The organism is Methylobacterium oryzisoli, from assembly GCF_046557895.1.
Taxonomy (GTDB): domain Bacteria; phylum Pseudomonadota; class Alphaproteobacteria; order Rhizobiales; family Beijerinckiaceae; genus Methylobacterium; species Methylobacterium oryzisoli.
Genome location: NZ_JBKIBX010000011.1, coordinates 120,431 through 135,654, shown reverse-complemented (window position 1 = coordinate 135,654; position 15,224 = coordinate 120,431). Strand labels below are relative to the sequence as shown.

General features: G+C 72.5%; 17 protein-coding genes. 7 read left to right on the top strand and 10 right to left on the bottom strand.

Annotated elements, in window-relative coordinates; genetic code table 11:
- Positions 1-145: 145 nt before the first annotated feature.
- The 3 genes from ACKUB9_RS13310 to phnG are packed head-to-tail and all read right to left on the bottom strand — an operon-like array spanning position 146 to position 2,290.
- Positions 146-1,252 carry a carbon-phosphorus lyase complex subunit gene (locus ACKUB9_RS13310; RefSeq protein WP_407522673.1) on the bottom strand — a complete coding sequence of 369 codons (1,107 nt, stop codon included), beginning with the start codon at positions 1,250-1,252 and terminating at the stop codon, positions 146-148.
- Positions 1,253-1,256: 4 nt separating this feature from the next.
- Positions 1,257-1,847, bottom strand: coding sequence for a phosphonate C-P lyase system protein PhnH (gene phnH / locus ACKUB9_RS13305; RefSeq protein ID WP_407522671.1), 591 nt, complete (start codon positions 1,845-1,847; stop codon positions 1,257-1,259).
- Entirely contained in the window at positions 1,847-2,290 is a 444-nt protein-coding gene (gene phnG / locus ACKUB9_RS13300; RefSeq protein ID WP_407522669.1) for a phosphonate C-P lyase system protein PhnG, read from the bottom strand. The genes phnH and phnG overlap by 1 nt, the downstream gene beginning before the upstream one ends.
- Positions 2,291-2,403: 113 nt before the next feature.
- Between phnG and phnF the strand changes: the two genes are divergently transcribed.
- A complete protein-coding gene (phnF, locus tag ACKUB9_RS13295) occupies positions 2,404-3,153 on the top strand; it encodes a phosphonate metabolism transcriptional regulator PhnF (protein WP_407522667.1) in 750 nt (249 codons plus the stop codon).
- A gap of 6 nt (positions 3,154-3,159) precedes the next feature.
- Here the strand turns inward: phnF and ACKUB9_RS13290 are convergent, their stop codons facing one another.
- Together ACKUB9_RS13290 and ACKUB9_RS13285 are read right to left on the bottom strand one after the other, a co-directional pair.
- Positions 3,160-3,663 carry a YceD family protein gene (locus tag ACKUB9_RS13290; RefSeq protein ID WP_407522665.1) on the bottom strand — a complete coding sequence of 168 codons (504 nt, stop codon included), beginning with the start codon at positions 3,661-3,663 and terminating at the stop codon, positions 3,160-3,162.
- 104 nt (positions 3,664-3,767) lie between these two features.
- Positions 3,768-4,346, bottom strand: a complete 579-nt coding sequence (locus ACKUB9_RS13285) for a ubiquinol-cytochrome C chaperone family protein (RefSeq protein WP_407522663.1) — start codon at positions 4,344-4,346, stop codon at positions 3,768-3,770.
- A gap of 174 nt (positions 4,347-4,520) precedes the next feature.
- On the opposite strand from ACKUB9_RS13285, the gene ACKUB9_RS13280 reads away from it, so the two are divergent.
- Positions 4,521-4,985 carry an outer membrane protein assembly factor BamE gene (locus ACKUB9_RS13280; RefSeq protein ID WP_407522661.1) on the top strand — a complete coding sequence of 155 codons (465 nt, stop codon included), beginning with the start codon at positions 4,521-4,523 and terminating at the stop codon, positions 4,983-4,985.
- Positions 4,986-5,269: 284 nt separating this feature from the next.
- On the opposite strand, the gene ACKUB9_RS13275 is transcribed toward ACKUB9_RS13280, so the two are convergent.
- From ACKUB9_RS13275 to ACKUB9_RS13265, 3 genes are all read right to left on the bottom strand, one after another.
- Complete coding sequence (locus ACKUB9_RS13275) at positions 5,270-7,135, bottom strand: ABC transporter ATP-binding protein (RefSeq protein ID WP_407522659.1); 1,866 nt, start codon at positions 7,133-7,135, stop codon at positions 5,270-5,272.
- Between the two features lie 106 nt (positions 7,136-7,241).
- Positions 7,242-7,526 (bottom strand): helix-turn-helix domain-containing protein, encoded by a 285-nt coding sequence (locus ACKUB9_RS13270; protein ID WP_407522657.1) that lies wholly within the window; start codon positions 7,524-7,526, stop codon positions 7,242-7,244.
- A complete protein-coding gene (locus tag ACKUB9_RS13265) occupies positions 7,523-7,852 on the bottom strand; it encodes a type II toxin-antitoxin system RelE/ParE family toxin (protein WP_407522759.1) in 330 nt (109 codons plus the stop codon). Before ACKUB9_RS13265 ends, ACKUB9_RS13270 begins: the two co-directional genes overlap by 4 nt.
- Before the next feature lie 210 nt (positions 7,853-8,062).
- Here ACKUB9_RS13265 and ACKUB9_RS13260 point away from each other — a divergent pair, with 210 nt between their 5' ends.
- The 4 genes from ACKUB9_RS13260 to ACKUB9_RS13245 all read left to right on the top strand — a co-directional run bounded on the left by ACKUB9_RS13260 (position 8,063) and on the right by ACKUB9_RS13245 (position 11,682).
- Positions 8,063-8,527 (top strand): tRNA (cytidine(34)-2'-O)-methyltransferase, encoded by a 465-nt coding sequence (locus tag ACKUB9_RS13260; RefSeq protein WP_407522655.1) that lies wholly within the window; start codon positions 8,063-8,065, stop codon positions 8,525-8,527.
- A gap of 89 nt (positions 8,528-8,616) precedes the next feature.
- A complete protein-coding gene (gene hemF / locus ACKUB9_RS13255) occupies positions 8,617-9,516 on the top strand; it encodes an oxygen-dependent coproporphyrinogen oxidase (protein ID WP_407522653.1) in 900 nt (299 codons plus the stop codon).
- 8 nt (positions 9,517-9,524) lie between these two features.
- The gene (locus ACKUB9_RS13250; protein ID WP_407522650.1) at positions 9,525-10,448 is read left to right on the top strand and encodes a DMT family transporter; all 924 of its coding nucleotides are present in this window, start codon (positions 9,525-9,527) and stop codon (positions 10,446-10,448) included.
- Between the two features lie 58 nt (positions 10,449-10,506).
- The gene (locus ACKUB9_RS13245) at positions 10,507-11,682 is read left to right on the top strand and encodes a vWA domain-containing protein (RefSeq protein ID WP_407522648.1); all 1,176 of its coding nucleotides are present in this window, start codon (positions 10,507-10,509) and stop codon (positions 11,680-11,682) included.
- A gap of 27 nt (positions 11,683-11,709) precedes the next feature.
- On the opposite strand, the gene ACKUB9_RS13240 is transcribed toward ACKUB9_RS13245, so the two are convergent.
- The gene (locus ACKUB9_RS13240; RefSeq protein WP_407522646.1) at positions 11,710-12,030 is read right to left on the bottom strand and encodes a 2Fe-2S iron-sulfur cluster-binding protein; all 321 of its coding nucleotides are present in this window, start codon (positions 12,028-12,030) and stop codon (positions 11,710-11,712) included.
- Positions 12,031-12,214: 184 nt separating this feature from the next.
- Entirely contained in the window at positions 12,215-12,565 is a 351-nt protein-coding gene (locus tag ACKUB9_RS13235) for an Hpt domain-containing protein (protein ID WP_407522644.1), read from the bottom strand.
- A gap of 328 nt (positions 12,566-12,893) precedes the next feature.
- On the opposite strand from ACKUB9_RS13235, the gene ACKUB9_RS13230 reads away from it, so the two are divergent.
- Positions 12,894-15,224, top strand: a 2,331-nt coding sequence (locus ACKUB9_RS13230) for an apolipoprotein A-IV repeat region-like domain-containing protein (RefSeq protein ID WP_490390949.1), incomplete at its 3' end; no start/stop codon positions are given.

Here is a 15,224-nt window from a genome sequence, read left to right as displayed (position 1 = left end):
GGTGCTGGTAGCGGCAGCGTCGCATCCGCTTGCTGCACCCTCCCGGGACCCTCACCCCTGCCCCTCTCCCGCACGGGAGAGGGGTTCCCGTGCTGCCCGCGCTCATCCCTCATGCGCGGGGCGCCGCTGCGCAGATCTTGGTCGGTCATTCCACGGTCTCCCCGGCCTGCTGCGGCTCCGGCTGCCCCTGCCTCCCATGCTCCGCCCGCATCCGTCGCACGAGCTCCAGCTCGGCCTGGAAGTCGACATAGTGGGGCAGCTTCAGGTGCTCGACGAAGCCGGTCGCCTGGAGCGCGTCGCAATGGGCCAGCACGAATTCCTGGTCCTGGGCCGGCGAGGCGACGGGCTCGCCAAGTTCCTCCGCCCGGAGCGCGCGGTCCACCAGCGCCATCGCCATCGCCTTGCGCTCGCACTGGCCGAAGGCGAGGCCGTAGCCGCGGGTGAACTGGGGCGGCGCGGTGGCGTTGCCCTTGAACTGGTTGACCATCTGGCACTCGGTGAGCGCGACCCGCCCGAGCGGGACCGGGAAGCCGAGTTCCTCGGGCGTGAACTCCACCTCGACCTCGCCCACCCGCACCTCGCCGACGAACGGGTGGGTGCGGCCGTAGCCGCGCTGGGTCGCGTAGCCGAGCGCGAGCACGAAGCCCTCGTCGCCGCGCGCGAGCGCTTGCAGCCGCACCGCCCGGTCTGCCGGATAATCCACCGGCTCGCGGGTGAGGTCGCCCACCGGCGCCCCCTCGTCGGGCGGCGAGGGCTCGATCAGCCCGTCGCCCGCGAGCAGGTCCGTGACCCGCGGCGCAGGACCGGGCTCCGGCTCGGCCTCGGCCGCCGCCGGCACCTCGCCCCCGGCGGCGAGCGCGAAATCCAGGAGGCGGTGGGTGTAGTCGAAGGTCGGGCCGAGCACCTGGCCGCCCGGCAGATCCTTGAAGGTCGCCGAGACGCGGCGCGCGAGCCGCATGGCGCCGGTCTCGACCGGCTCGCCCGCGCCGAAGCGCGGCAGCGTGGTGCGGTAGGCCCGCACGAGGAAGACCGCCTCGATCAGGTCGCCGCGCGCCTGCTTGAGGGCGAGCGCCGCGAGGCCGGGATCGTAGAGCGAGCCCTCCGTCATCACCCGGTCGACGAGGAGGCTCATCTGCCCGGCGATCTGCTCCACCGCGAGGTCCGGCACCCCGGGGTCGCCCCGGCGCGCCTCGGCGAGCAGCCGGTGGGCGTTGGCGATGGCGGCCTCGCCGCCCTTCACGGCCACGTACATCGCTTCAGCCCTCCGTGGCGCGGGTGGAGCGCGGCAGGCCGGCAAGGCGGCCCGGCGCGGCGAGCAGGAGATCGATCCCGAGGGGGAAGCGGGCGTGGTTCGCGGAAAGCCGCGCGGCGAAGTCCGGCGGCAGCGGCGCGGCGGACAGGCGGGCCCGGCCGCGCAGGCCCGGCCCCTCCAGCACCAGCCCGCTCTCCTCCGACAGCCGGTCGAGCCCGAGCACCAGGGTGGCGGAGCGGTCGGGATAGGCGGGCGTGCCCTGAGCGAAATCCGAAAAATCCGGGCAGCGCGCCGGGTCGGCGACGAGCGCGAAGGCGGCCTCGACGGGATCGGCCACTACGGGTGCCCCGGTGTGGAAGCGCAGGAACGCCGCGACCTCGGGCCGGGCGGCGAGCGGCGCATCGAGCCAGAGCGGCGCGTCCGCGTCCGCGAGGGTCAGCGCCACGGCGGCGAGTTCGGGGGTGAGCGGCGCGGGCGGCGCGAGGGCGACGGCGAGCGCCTGCACCCGGCCGGGGCGGGCCAACGCGTCCATCACGGCGCGGAAGACGCCCTGGGCGTCGTGCACCGGATCCCTGAGCCCGGGGGCGAGCGCCATCAGTCCTCTCCCCGCACCATGGTGAAGAAATTGACCCGCGTCGCCGCGATGCGCCGCCGCGCCGCCTCGTCCTCCGCCGCCTGTCGGCCGGCCGCCGGTGCCAGCGCCGCTTCCACGGCCTCCCGCTGCTCCGGCCGCTGCCATGCCGCGTCGAGGATCGCGGCGAGCCGTGCCTTCTCGCGGTCGCGGCCGAGATGGTAGGCGAAGCCGGTCTCCCCGCCGGAAAGCCGCACGGCGGCCCGCGTCACCGTCATCTCGCCGAGGTTGAAGGCGCGGCCGTCGCCGCCGATGCGGCCCCGCGCCATTACGAGGCCGGTCTCGGCCGGGCGCAGATCCTCCGCGCGTCCCATCGGGCCGAGCCGGTCGAGGGCGGCCCGCAGCTCCTCGCGCGTGGCGAGCGCGCAGCGGGCCATCACGGCGCGACGCGCCTCGGTCTCTGGCATTCCCGGCGAAGAGCGTGTTGAGGTGGCAGGCGGCATCGGCGTCCGGCGCTCCTGATTTGTCTAGTGGTATAGACAAGTGGGTACGCGGGGGCAAATGAAGTTTGGATGACGGTATGGACGAGGGCGGCGACAACCGGGTGACGGCGCTCAGCCGGGGCGAGGGGCTGGCCGCGTGGCGGCAGATCGCGGACGGGCTGGAGGGGGAGATCCGCGCGGGCCAGCTCGCGCCGGGCGCGCAGCTTCCGACCGAGGCGGCGCTGGCGGCCCGCTTCGGCGTGAACCGCCACACGGTGCGCCGGGCGCTGGCGGTGCTGGCCGAGCGCGGCCTGGTGCGGGCCACGCAGGGCCGCGGCACCTTCGTGGAGGCGCCCCGCCTCGCCTACCCGATCGGCCCGCGCACCCGCTTCTCGGAGATCGTCTCGCGGGCCGGGCGGGAGGCCTGGGGCGACCTGATCGCGGCCGCCGAGGGTCCGGCGGAGGCCGAGGTCGCGGCGGATCTCGGCCTGCCGCCGGGTGCGGCCGTGCTCGACCTGCTGACCGTGCACCGCGCCGACGGCACGCCGATCTCGACGGCCCGCACCTGCCTGCCGCTGCCGCGCTTCGCCGGCTTCGACCGCGCCTACGCGGCGTTGGGCTCGATCACCCGGGCCTACGCGGAATTCGGCGTGGCGGACTACACCCGCCTCTCGACCCGCATCGGCGCCCGCCTGGCCTCCGCCGAGGAGGCGGCCCGCCTCGACCTCGCGCCGGGCCGGGTGCTCATCAGCCTCGCCAGCGTGAACGTGGATGCGGACGGAATCCGCATCCAGGCGACGCGCGGCCTGTTCGTGGCCGACCGGGTGGAGCTGGTGGTGGAGGGCTGACCCGGGTCAGGCCTCGTCCTTGAGGTTCTTGAGTCCCGCGAACGGGTTCTCGGGCTCGTCGCCGGGCGGAGGCTCGAAGGCGACGCCGGGCTTGCGCGGATAGGGATCGAGCCCGAGGGCCAGGAACTCCGCCGTGAGGCTGCCGAGGTCCACCCGGCCGTTGACGATCGGATCGGGAATCTCGGCGTCCTCGGCCGGCGTGCCCGCGAAGGCGTCGGGGGCGGAGAAGTCGACGTCCACCTCCTCGCGCACCGTCGAATCGAACGGTTCGAGCGTGACCACGCAGGTCTGCGCGATGGCCGCCTCGACGGTGCCGGTCACCTGCAGGCGGTGCAGCGAGCCCGAGAAGCGGTAGCGGCCGACGAGGCTGTGGATGGCGGGCAGGCCGAAATCGCGGGCGAGCGCCTCGCGCTCCTCGGGGCTCGCCTCGACCACGACCTCCTGTCCCGCCTTGAGCGCGCGCTCGACCGCGACCGGGCGGGACAGCGGGCCGACGGTATCGGGTGTCATGGAGAACTCCTCGTCTGGGTATCTGGCGACGCGGTCACCGGGCCGGCGGCGGCGATCCGAAAGGAGCGGACCGGCCCCGAGCCGGTCCGCCGGGGCTGCACGATTCACGCAGGCGGACGCCCCGGGTTCCCGCTTGGCTGTGTGCTGGCGAAGGCGGCAGGGTCGGGCAGCACCGGGCCTGCGCCCAGCAGGGCATCGAGATCCTGCCGGCCCAGGGCCTCGGCGGCGGCGGCCACGTAGGCGGCGAGCGGGGCGCCCGCGTCCGGATCGTCGCGCCCGAGCACGTTGCGGGCGAGCGCGCCCGCGAGCGCCGGGCGGTCGCCCGCGTCGAGCGCCGCGTCGTAGGCGCCCGCCCGCCCGTAGAAGGCCTGCGCGAGCTTCTTCATGCGCTTGGCGACCCCGAGATCGCCGACCCCGAGTTCCCGCAGGGACGAGTCGAGCTGCGCGAAGACCGAATCGACCAGATCCTGCGCCACCTCCTCGGCCGGGGCCGGCAGCTGCCGCAGGCGCCGCAGCATCAGGATCACGTGCAGGCACAGGGTCTCGAAGCGCCCCTCCACGCTGTCCGGCACCCCGAGATCGAGGTAGAGCCCGGGCTGGCGGGCCGCCGCATTGATGCGCACATGCAACGCCTCGATGACGCGGCGTCGCCCGTCATCGCGCCGGAAGAGGTTGCGAATCATCACGCCTCCGTCGCCCAAACCCTTGGGCGGCCTGCCGAAACCCGCGCCGCAGCCGCCGCCGCAACGCCTGTGGCCGAACCTTGGCCGTGCCTTGCCAACGCCACAACCCCGGGGTACGGCAGCGGTCCGTCCCGGCGCAAGGCCGGCGTCCGCTTGCGTGTTCCAGAGGTCGCGATGCCGCGTCGCTTCTCCCCGTCGCTTCTCCGCCTCGCCGCGGCGGGTCTCCTCGGCCTGTCGGTGGCCGGTTGCGTGATCGGCGAGGAATTCCGCCGCGGCTACGTCATCGACGAGGCCGCGGTGGCCCAGGTGAAGCCCGGATCGAGCGCCGAGCAGGTGCTCCAGCTCCTCGGCAGCCCGACCACCGTCTCCACCGTCGGCAACAAGTCTTGGTACTACATCAGCCAGAACACCCGCCGCACCGTGATGTTCTTGGGCGAGAGCATGCAGGACCAGCGGGTGCTCGCCGTCTATTTCAACCAGGGCTTCAAGGTGGAGCGCGTCGCGCTCTACGGCCAGCAGGACGGCCGGGTGTTCGACTTCATCTCGCGCACGACGCCGACCAGCGGCGGCGAGCAGGCCTTCCTCGGCCAGCTCCTGCGCGGCCTGACCAAGTTCGAGCCCTTCCGCAACGCGCAGTAGGGCGGAAGCGGGGATTACCTCCTCGCATGAAGCGCGGGATCCCCTCTCCCGAGCGGGAGGGGTAGGGGTGAGGGTCCCGGGAGAGTGCCGCAGGAAGGCGGAACGTTGCCGCTACCTGCACTGAGGCTGATTGCCGAAGCTGACTGGTTCCGCTCGCCTCACCACCCTGTTCGTTTTTTTGCGGCTCCCTTCCGGGACCCTCATCCCTGCCCTCCTCCCGCACGGGAGAAGGGTTCCCCGCGCTTCGCATTGTGCCGTCAGCGGCGCACCGCTGAGGCCGCCACCTACTCCGCCGCCTCGTCGAAGCCCGTGTCGTCCGCACCCAGGAACCCGCCCGACTGGCGCGCCCACAGACGGGCGTAGAGGCCGCCGCGGCGGATCAGCTCCGCGTGGCGGCCCTCCTCCACGATGCGGCCGCGGTCGAGCACGATCAGCCGGTCGAGCGCCGCGATGGTCGAGAGGCGGTGGGCGATGGCCAGCACCGTCTTGCCCTGCATCAGGGTGTCGAGGGAGCCCTGGATCGCCGCCTCCACCTCCGAATCCAGCGCCGAGGTCGCCTCGTCGAGGATCAGGATCGGCGCGTCCTTCAGGATCACCCGCGCGATGGCGATGCGCTGGCGCTGCCCGCCCGAGAGCTTGACCCCGCGCTCGCCCACCTGGGCGGCGTAGCCGGTGCGGCCCTTGTGGTCTTCGAGGCCGAGGATGAAGTCGTGCGCGTGGGCGAGCTTCGCCGCCGTCTCGATCTCGGCCTCACTCGCCTCCGGGCGGCCATACGCGATGTTGTCGCGGATCGAGCGGTGGAGGAGCGAGGTGTCCTGCGTCACCACGGCGATCCGGCGGCGCAGGGAATCCTGCGTCACGCCCGCGATGTCCTGGCCGTCGATCAGGATGCGCCCGCCTTCGAGGTCGTGCAGGCGCAGGAGCAGCGAGGTCACGGTGGTCTTGCCCGCGCCGCTCGTGCCGACGAGGCCCACCTTCTCGCCCGGGGCGATCGTCAGAGAAAGGCCCTCGATCACGCCGCGGTCCTCGCGGCCGTAATGGAAGGTCACGTTTTCGAAGGCGATGCGCCCGCGGGGGACCGCCAGTTCCCGGGCGTCCGGCCGGTCGACGATGCCGTGCGGCCGGGCGATGGTCTGCATGCTCTCCTGGATCACCCCGATGTTTTCGAACAGGCCGCGCACGGTCTGCATCACCCAGCCCGACATGGCGATGAGGCGCAGCACCAGGGCGAGGCCCGCGGCCCCCTCGCCCGTGGTCATCTGCCCGCGCGACCACAGCGCCAGCACCGCGCCGGCCGTCGCGACGATGAGCACGCTGTTGAGGAGCGACAGCGCTCCGGTGGTCGCCGTGATCAGCCGGAACGAGTGCAGGTAGGCGTCCGTGTGGGCGGTGGTCGCCTCGCGCACCGCCGAGCGCTCCTCCTGGTCGCGGGCGAAGAGCTTGACGGTGAGGATGTTGGTGTAGCTGTCGACGATGCGCCCGATCAGGGTCGAGCGGGTGTCCGCCACCTTCAACGAGCGGGCGCGGGCGCGGGGCACGAAGTAGGCGGTGAGGCTGCCGTAGGCCACGATCCAGAGCGCCACCGGCAGCACCAGCCAGGGGCTGATCGAGGAGAAGAGCCCGACCGCCGTGACCGCGAAGATCGCCACGTAGAGCAGCGTGTCGATGAACACCACCGCCAGTTCGCGCACCGCCGGGCCGACCTGCGTCACCCGGTTGGCGAGCCGCCCGGCGAAGTCGGCCTGGAAGTAGGAGAGCGAGTGGCCGAGCGTGTAGAGGTGCGTGCGCCAGCGGATCATGTTCGTGGTCTGCGGCACCACGAGCTGGTTGGAGAGCGCCTCGTGCAGCCACGACAGGCAGGGCCGCACTACCAGGATCAGCAGGGCGGCCAGCGTGAGACCGGTGCCGTGGTTCGCCCACACGGTGTGCGGCTCGGACTTCGCCAGGAGATCGATGAACCAGCCCATCAGCAGGTAGAGCGAGGCCTCCACGATGCCGGCCACCAGCCCGACGACGAACAGGATGGCGAGCGCGGTGCGCACCGGGCGCAGGTAGTAGCCGGCGAAGCCCGTGACCGTGCCGGGCGGCTGGCGCCCCTCGTCGAAGGGCGCGAACGGGTCGATGCGGCGCTCGAGCCAGGCGAGGAACATGCGAAGCCATCCGTGGGGGATCGGACTCGGTTAGGTATCGTGCGGCGGCGCCCTGCCAACCGGGGGGCGATGCCGCACGTCCCCCATCCTTGATCGCCGGGGCAGGTCAGGCGGCGCGCGGCGTGATCGTCCAGGCGACCGAGAGATCGGCGGCGGTCGCGAGATTCAGGAGCGCGTCGAGACTGAACTTGTTGATGCGTCCGCGCAGCAGGTCGTTGAGACGGGGCTGCGTCACGCCCAGCTTCCGTGCGGCTTCGGCCTGCGTCAGGTTCCAGCCCTCCACCGCTGTCTGCACCGCGATCATGATCTCGGACCGTGCCTGCATGTTCGCGGCTTCGGCCGGCGTCGCCTCGATCACGTCCCAGATGCTGTCGTACCTGTCTTCCGTCATTCCGATCCTCCACGCATGAGTGCCTTGAACCTCTGAGAAGCAAGGTCGAGGTCACGTTGCGATGTCGCCTGCGTCTTCTTCTGGAAGGCGTGCAGGACGTAGACGGCCGCGGGCAGCGCGGCGACGTAGATGACCCGATAGGCTCCGGACGCTTCCCGTATCCGGATCTTGCGAACGCCGGCGCCGATCGTCTTCATCGGCTTCCAATCATTCGGATCGAGGCCACGCTGAAGCCGTTCGATCTGGAGACCGGCTTGGCGACGGGCTCCATCCGGGAACTCACGCAGATCGTGACGCGCTTTCCCGAGGAAAATGACCGGCTTCATCCGAGGCACTATATCAAAATGGATATAGCCTGCCAAGGTGACCCTTGCCACAGCGGGCACCTTGATGCCTCGCGCGACCAAGCAGGCGTGGGAGGCCACCGGACATCGCGAGATTCGTGCTCGGGGGTGGACACAATCCTTCCGGCTTCGCTTTCACCCAAAGTGGCGGCATTGCTGCCGAGCCGATCGCGGTCCCGCCCGAGCCCCTCCATGCTGCACCTCGCCCTCTACCAGCCCGACATCCCGCAGAACACCGGCACCATGCTGCGCCTCGCCGCCTGCCTCGGCGCGGCGGTGGAGATCATCGAGCCGGCCGGGTTCGACGTCTCGGACCGGCACCTGCGGCGCTCAGGGCTGGACTACCTCGACCACGTGGCGATCACCCGCCACCGCTCGTGGACGGCCTTCGAGGCGTGGCGGGCCGAGGCCGGGATCCGGCTCGTGCTCGCCACCACGGCGGGCGCCCTGCCCTATACCGGCTTCCGCTTCGCCCCCGGCGATTGCCTGATGGTCGGGCGCGAATCCGCGGGCGTGCCGGAGGCGGTGCACGCGGCCGCCGATGCGCGGGTGGTGATCCCGCTCAAGACCGGGATGCGCTCGCTCAACGTCGCGGTGGCCGCCGCCATGATCCTCGGCGAGGCGGTGCGCCAGACCGGCGGCTTCGCGCCGGGCTGACGGCGCCCCGCCCTGCGCGGCCCTCCGATCCGGGTGCTCCATCCGCGGGCCTCTTGGCCCAGGTCCGCCGGTGTGGGATGGAACGTGCCATGAGCATCGACGCCTCCCTCGACCTCGACGCACTCAAGCAGGACGCCACCGCGTGGTTCGCCACGCTGCGCGACCGCATCTGCGCCGCGCTCGAAGCGCTGGAGGACGAGGCGACGGGGCCCTTTCCGCCGGAGACCGACGCGCCCGGCCGCTTCGTGCGCACGCCCTGGGAGCGCACCGATCATTCCGGCCAGCCCGGCGGCGGCGGCGTCATGGCGATGCTGCGGGGCCGCGTGTTCGAGAAGGCGGGCGTGCACGTCTCGGCAGTGCACGGCGAGTTCGCCCCCGAGTTCCGCGTGCAGATCCCGGGCGCCGCGGAGGATCCGCGCTTCTTCGCCACCGGCATCTCGCTGATCGCCCATCCCTGGAACCCGCACGTGCCGACCGTGCACATGAACACGCGCTTCGTGGTCACCACGAAGGCGTGGTTCGGCGGGGGCGCCGACCTCACCCCCGTCCTCGACCGCCGCCGCACGCAAGAGGATCCCGACACGGTGGCCTTCCACGCGGCGCTCCAGGCCGCCTGCGAGCGGCATCCGGGGGCGGATTACGCCCGCTACAAGGCGTGGTGCGACGAGTACTTCCACCTCAAGCACCGCGGCGAGCCGCGCGGCATCGGCGGCATCTTCTACGACTACCACTGGACCGGCGACCCGGCGGCGGACCTCGCGCTGACCCGGGAGGTCGGCGAGGCGTTCCTGTCGGTCTATCCGGAGATCGTGCGGCGCAACCTCGCGACGGCCTGGACCGAGGCCGACCGGCGCGAGCAGCAGGTGCGCCGCGGGCGCTACGTCGAGTTCAACCTGCTCTACGACCGCGGCACCATCTTCGGCCTGAAGACCGGCGGCAATGTCGATTCCATCCTCTCCTCCATGCCGCCCACGGTGCGCTGGCCCTAAAAAGTTCCGTGAAGCCCGCCTCGGACATCGCCGCCGCGATCCTCTGGATGGCGGGCGCGCTCCTGTCGTTCTCGGCGACCGCGCTGGCGGTGCGCGAACTCGCGCCCGCCCTCGGCCTGTTCGACATCCTGGCGGCCCGCGCGGGGGCGGGCGTCGTCATCGTCGGCGGCGTGGCGCTCCTGCGCGGGGCCGGCGGGGCGCTGATCCCGGTGCGGCGCTGGCCGCTGCACCTCCTGCGCAACAGCGTGCACTGGTTCGGCAACTACGCGTGGTCGCTCGGGGTCACGCTGCTGCCGCTCGGCATCGTCTTCGCGCTCGAATTCACCACCCCGGCCTGGGTGACGCTGCTCGCCGTGCTGATCCTGCGCGAGCGCCTGACGCCGAGCCGGGCCGGCGCGGTGGCGCTTGGCTTCCTCGGCGTGCTGGTGATCCTGCGCCCCGGCCTCGCGGCGCTCCAGCCCGCGAGCCTGCTGGTGCTCGGCGCTGCGCTCTGCTTCGCTCTCGTCGCCATCGCCACCAAGGCGCTCACCCGCACCGAGCCGACGCTCGCGATCCTCTTCTGGATGAACGCGATGCAATTGCCGATGAACCTCGCGGCCTCCCATCTGGTGCCCGGCGCGCCCAGCGCCGCCTTCCTGGCGGGTCATCACGGAGTCGCGCTGGCGGTGGTGTGCCTCGCGGGGCTCTCGTCGCACTGGTGCCTCACCAACGCCTACAAGCGCGGCGACGCGATCCTCGTCGTGCCCCTCGATTTCCTGCGCCTGCCGCTGATCGCCGTGGTGGGCTGGCAGGTCTACGGCGAGGCGCTCGATCCCTGGCTGTTCATCGGCGCGGGCCTGATCGTCGGCGGCCTCGTCTGGAATCTCACCCGCGAGGCGCGCCGTGCCCCGCCGTCCGCGCTGCCCGCCAGCCCGCCCGCGCGCGGGACCTGAGGCAGGGCTTGACTTCGCAGGGCTTGACCTGGCGGGCGGCGTGGCGCGTTGATCGCGCATGCTGCTCACCTTCTTCACCGAACTGCGCGCCGCCAAGGTTCCGGTCTCCCTGCGCGAGTACCTGACGCTGCTGGAGGCCCTCGACCGCGACCTCGCCGACCAGCGGGTGGAAGACTTCTACTACCTGTCGCGCACCGCGCTCGTGAAGGACGAGCGCAACCTCGACAAGTTCGACCGGGTGTTCGGACAGGTCTTCAAGGGCGTGGAATCCCTCGGCGAGGCCGTGGATCCCCAGGCGATCCCGGAGGAATGGCTGCGCAAGCTCGCCGAAAAGTATCTTTCCGAGGAGGAGCGGAAGGACCTGCAGGCGCTGGGCTGGGACAAGCTGTTCGAGACCCTGAAGCAGCGCCTCGCCGAGCAGAAGGGCCGCCACCAGGGCGGCTCCAAGTGGATCGGCACCGCCGGCACCTCACCCTTCGGCGCCTACGGCTACAATCCCGAGGGCATCCGCATCGGGCAGGACGGCAACCGCAACTTCCGCGCCGTGAAGGTCTGGGACCAGCGCACCTTCAAGGACCTCGACGATGCCGAGGAACTCGGCTCGCGCAACATGCGCCTCGCCCTGCGGCGGCTGCGCCGCTTCGCCCGCACCGGGGCGGCGGAGGAACTCGACCTCGACGGCACCATCCGGGAGACCGCGAAGGCCGGCTACCTCGACCTGCGCCTGCGGCCGGAGCGGCGCAACGCCGTCAAGGTGCTGCTCTTCCTCGACATCGGCGGCTCGATGGACTGGCACGTCGGGCTCGCCGAGGAGCTGTTTTCGGCCGCGCGCTCGGAGTTCAAGCACTTCGAGCACTACTACTTCCACAACTGCCCGTACGAGTCGGTCTGGACCGAGAACCGGCGCCGGCACACGGAGCGCACCCCGCTCCTCGACGTGATCCGCACCTATCCGTCCGATTACCGCGTGGTCTTCGTCGGGGACGCCTCGATGTCTCCCTACGAGATCGCGATGCCGGGCGGCTCGGTGGAGCACTGGAACGAGGAGGCAGGCCAGATCTGGCTCGGCCGCATCCTCGATCATTTCCCGAAGGCGGTCTGGCTCAACCCGGTGCCGGAGGCGTACTGGCCCTACACGCAGTCGATCGCGATGATCCGGCAGATCCTGTCCGGACGGATGTTCCCGCTGACGCTGGAGGGGATCGACGGGGCGATGCGGGCGCTGGTGCGATAGGCGCCGGCAATTCTGTGCGGCGGGGCCTCACCCCTGCTGGCGCGGCGTCGACACCTTGAGCCCGTCGAGTTCGGGCTTCACGCGGATCTGGCAGGAGAGCCGGGAGTTCGGGCGCACGTCAGAGGCGAAGTCGAGCATGTCCTGCTCCATCGGCTCGGCCGGTCCCACCGCCTCCTCCCATTCGGGGTCGACGTAGACGTGGCAGGTGGCGCAGGCGCAGGCGCCGCCGCACTCGGCGTCGATGCCCGGCACGTTGTTGCGGATCGCGGTCTCCATCACGGTCGAGCCGACCTCGCCCTGAACGCTGCGGGGCGTGCCTGCGGCATCGACGTAGGTGATCTGGACCATCGGGCTCTCCGCCTTTCGCACCTCGCGGCCCGATCGGGGCGCCGCGGCGGTGTCTGATTGGCGGGAGGGCGGGCGGAAAGCAAGCGCGCCATTCGCCGCCCGAGGCGCCCGGCAGCCGCACGGGTGCCTGCAGGCTTCGTTCATCCCCGCCCTGCACGCATTTGCCGCACGGAGAGGCCAGTGATCAGAGAAGAGCGAGCGTCGCCTCGGCCGCGGCGGTCAGGTCGCCAACACGGTCGTCGGCCGAGCTGGGGTGGCCGCGCGCGGAATGCCCGGCCTCGTCCGCCCGCAGGGCCGCCTCCAGCGCCGCCGCCGCCGCCGCGACCCGGCGCGCGCCGATGCCGAGCGCGGCGCCCTTGAGGGTGTGGGCGAGGTCGGCCCGATCGGCCGGAGGGCGCTCCGCGTCGGCCAGCGCCGGCAGCAGGCTGGCGCATTGCTCGCGAAAGAGCGCCAGCACCTCGGCGGCGAGATCGGCGTCGCCGAAGGTCTGCCGGGCGAGATGGTCGCGGTCGAGGAGCGGCTCCGGGTCCGTCATCGGTTCGCCTCCCTGTGCGGCGTCATCCACAGCCCGCTGCCCGGGCCGGGCGCGATCCGGCGGCCGGCCGGAATCGTTGCGGGGCCGAGAGATAGCCCGGCTCCGGCGGGCCGTCCCGCAGCATGGTAACCATTCCGTTAAGGTTTTTGCCCGGCTTCGAGCCGATCGGGTATCCGGCTGGTACTCCTTGCGTCTAAGGTCCGCGTGGTAAACGGCGGAGCCTCCCGCCCCACCCCGGATTCCGGGGCGGGTGAGAGGGTCCCGGGATGGCGTGGCGCCTGCCCTCGCGGCGGCGCCCGCCGGCGTTGACGGCGTAACGAGGCGTTCGATGGCGACGGACAAGAAGCTCAAGGATCCGACGGAAGCGGCCCTGTCGGCGATTGAGCAGGCGCTGAACCTGGACCAGACGCCCAACGGGGCGGATGCGGCCCGCGTGGAGCCGCGCCTTCCCGACGTGGAGGATGCCGATCCCCTCGCCAGCCCGGCGCGCCGCCCCAACGAGCCGGTCTTCGACGGCAGCGTGATGCCGGAATTCGAGCGCGAGGCGCGCCGGGAGGGCGGTCTGCTGCCGCCGGACCGCTCCCTCGTGGCCAACGACGACCGGCGCAGCATCGGCGCCATGCGCCAGAGCCTGCGGGTGAAGCCCTCCCGCACGCCCTACGTGCTCGCCTTCCTGGCCGCCGCCGTCTGGCTCGCGGGCTTCGCGGCGCTGGCCTGGAGCCAGTCGAACGGCGACATCCGCGCCTTCCTCGCCGGGCTGTCGGGCCTGCAGGGCGCGGTGGGCGCCGCCGCGGTGCTCGCGCCCGTGCTGCTGTTCTTCATCGCCGCCATGCTGGCGGTGCGCGCCCAGGAGATGCGCCTCGTCGCGCGTGCGGTGGGCGACGTGGCGATCCGGCTCGCCGAGCCCGAGGCTTTCTCGACCGACGCCGTGCTGACCATGTCCCAGGCGGTCCGGCGCGAGGTGGCGGCGGTCGGCGACGGCGTCGAGCGGGCCCTCGCCCGCGCGGGCGAACTCGAAACGCTGGTGCGCGGCGAGATCTCGACCCTGGAGCGGGCCTATTCGGACAACGAGATCCGCATCCGCGCCCTGGTCGAGGAACTGGTCGCGCAGCGCGAATCCATCGTCGCCAATGCCGAGCGGGTGCGCGGCGCGATCCAGGGCTCGCACCAGACCCTGACCCAGGAACTCGACACCGCCTCCGAGCGCATCGTGGCGGCCGTCACCGGCGCCGGCGAGCGCGTCACCGCCTCCCTCGGCAGCCGCGGCGACGAGATCACGTCGGCCCTCGGGCGCCAGGGCGACGCCGTCACGGCGGCCCTGGGCGAGACCGGCGAGCGCGTGGCCCAGAGCGTGGCGCAGCAGGGCGACGACCTCGTGCAGCGCCTCGCGGCGACGAGCGAGAGCCTGAAATCCGGCCTGGGCGAGGTGGGCGACGCGCTCCAGACCGCCCTGCAGGCCCGGACCGAGGACGTGACCCAGGCCATCGCCCACACGAGCGGCCTGCTCACCACCACCCTGGCGAACAATGCCGGCGAGGTCGCCCGCATCCTCGGCCAGACCGGAGCGGGCGTGATCGAGGCGCTGAACCGCGAGGGCGCCCAGGTCCGCGACACCTTCGAGCGCTCGACGCAGGCGCTGGAGGAGCGGCTTCTCGCGCGCGGCAGCGACCTCACGGAGCGTTTCGCCGAGACGGGCGACGCCATCACGCAGCGCTTCGCGGCCTCCGGCAGCGCGATCAGCGCCCATATCGCCGACCGCGGCGCGGTGCTGCGCGAGGAGATCGACGAGGCGGGCCGGCGCGTCGCCGCGCAGCTCGACGAGCGCGCCCGGGAGACCGGGCAGGCGCTCGCCGCCGCGGGCGACGACGTCGTCGGCGCCTTCTCGGCCCGCACGCAGGTCCTGCGCGAGGAGGTCACGGCCCTCGTCGTCGAGGCCGCCCAGGTCATCGGCGTGCGCGGCGCCGACCTGACCGAACAGCTCGAAGGCACGATCGGGCGCATCGAGGAGACCCTGACGGCGCGGGGCGGGGCGCTGGAGCGCAGCCTCGCCGAGACGGGCGAGCGCGTGACCGGCCTGATGGCCGAGCGCACCGCGGCGACCGCCACCGCCTTCACGGCCGCCTCCGAGGCGCTGCAGGGCACCCTCGACGGGCGGATGCAGGCCGTACTGGCCGCGCTGCGGCAGGCTGCCGAGGGCGTCGGGGCCGAGATCGACACGCGGGCGGCCGAGGCCGTCGCGGGCTTCCGCCGGGCGGCGGAGGCCGCCTCGGGCGAGGTCGGCACCCGCACCGCCGAGGCGGTCGAGGCCTTCCGCGAAGCGGCCCAGGCGGCGTCGGGCGAGGTCGGCACCAGCACCGCGCAGGCGATCGCGGCGCTGCGGGGAGCGGCGGAGGCCGTGTCCGGGGAAGTCGGGACGCGGTCCACCGAGGTGGTCCAGGCCTTCCGCGGGGCGGCGCAAGCGGCCTCGGGCGAGGTCGGGACGAGCACCGCTGGAGCGATCGAGGCGTTCCGCGAGGCAGCTCAGGCCGCGTCGGGCGAGGTCGGTACGCGGACCGCCGCGGCGGTCGAGGCGCTGCGGGAGGCCACGGAGGCGGTGTCCGGTGAGGTCGGCACCCGCACCGCCGAGATCGTCCGGACGCTCCGCGGCGCCGCGGAGGCG

Excerpts from the sequence above, each read along its gene's own strand:
- ACKUB9_RS13310 (WP_407522673.1), bottom strand. The coding sequence starts at position 1,252 with ATGTACGTGGCCGTGAAGGGCGGCGAGGCCGCCATCGCCAACGCCCAC.
- phnH (WP_407522671.1), bottom strand. The coding sequence starts at position 1,847 with ATGGCGCTCGCCCCCGGGCTCAGGGATCCGGTGCACGACGCCCAGGGC.
- phnG (WP_407522669.1), bottom strand. The coding sequence starts at position 2,290 with ATGCCAGAGACCGAGGCGCGTCGCGCCGTGATGGCCCGCTGCGCGCTC.
- phnF (WP_407522667.1), top strand. The coding sequence starts at position 2,404 with ATGGACGAGGGCGGCGACAACCGGGTGACGGCGCTCAGCCGGGGCGAG.
- ACKUB9_RS13290 (WP_407522665.1), bottom strand. The coding sequence starts at position 3,663 with ATGACACCCGATACCGTCGGCCCGCTGTCCCGCCCGGTCGCGGTCGAG.
- ACKUB9_RS13285 (WP_407522663.1), bottom strand. The coding sequence starts at position 4,346 with ATGATTCGCAACCTCTTCCGGCGCGATGACGGGCGACGCCGCGTCATC.
- ACKUB9_RS13280 (WP_407522661.1), top strand. The coding sequence starts at position 4,521 with ATGCCGCGTCGCTTCTCCCCGTCGCTTCTCCGCCTCGCCGCGGCGGGT.
- ACKUB9_RS13275 (WP_407522659.1), bottom strand. The coding sequence starts at position 7,135 with ATGTTCCTCGCCTGGCTCGAGCGCCGCATCGACCCGTTCGCGCCCTTC.
- ACKUB9_RS13270 (WP_407522657.1), bottom strand. The coding sequence starts at position 7,526 with ATGACGGAAGACAGGTACGACAGCATCTGGGACGTGATCGAGGCGACG.
- ACKUB9_RS13265 (WP_407522759.1), bottom strand. The coding sequence starts at position 7,852 with ATGAAGCCGGTCATTTTCCTCGGGAAAGCGCGTCACGATCTGCGTGAG.
- ACKUB9_RS13260 (WP_407522655.1), top strand. The coding sequence starts at position 8,063 with ATGCTGCACCTCGCCCTCTACCAGCCCGACATCCCGCAGAACACCGGC.
- hemF (WP_407522653.1), top strand. The coding sequence starts at position 8,617 with ATGAGCATCGACGCCTCCCTCGACCTCGACGCACTCAAGCAGGACGCC.
- ACKUB9_RS13245 (WP_407522648.1), top strand. The coding sequence starts at position 10,507 with ATGCTGCTCACCTTCTTCACCGAACTGCGCGCCGCCAAGGTTCCGGTC.
- ACKUB9_RS13240 (WP_407522646.1), bottom strand. The coding sequence starts at position 12,030 with ATGGTCCAGATCACCTACGTCGATGCCGCAGGCACGCCCCGCAGCGTT.
- ACKUB9_RS13235 (WP_407522644.1), bottom strand. The coding sequence starts at position 12,565 with ATGACGGACCCGGAGCCGCTCCTCGACCGCGACCATCTCGCCCGGCAG.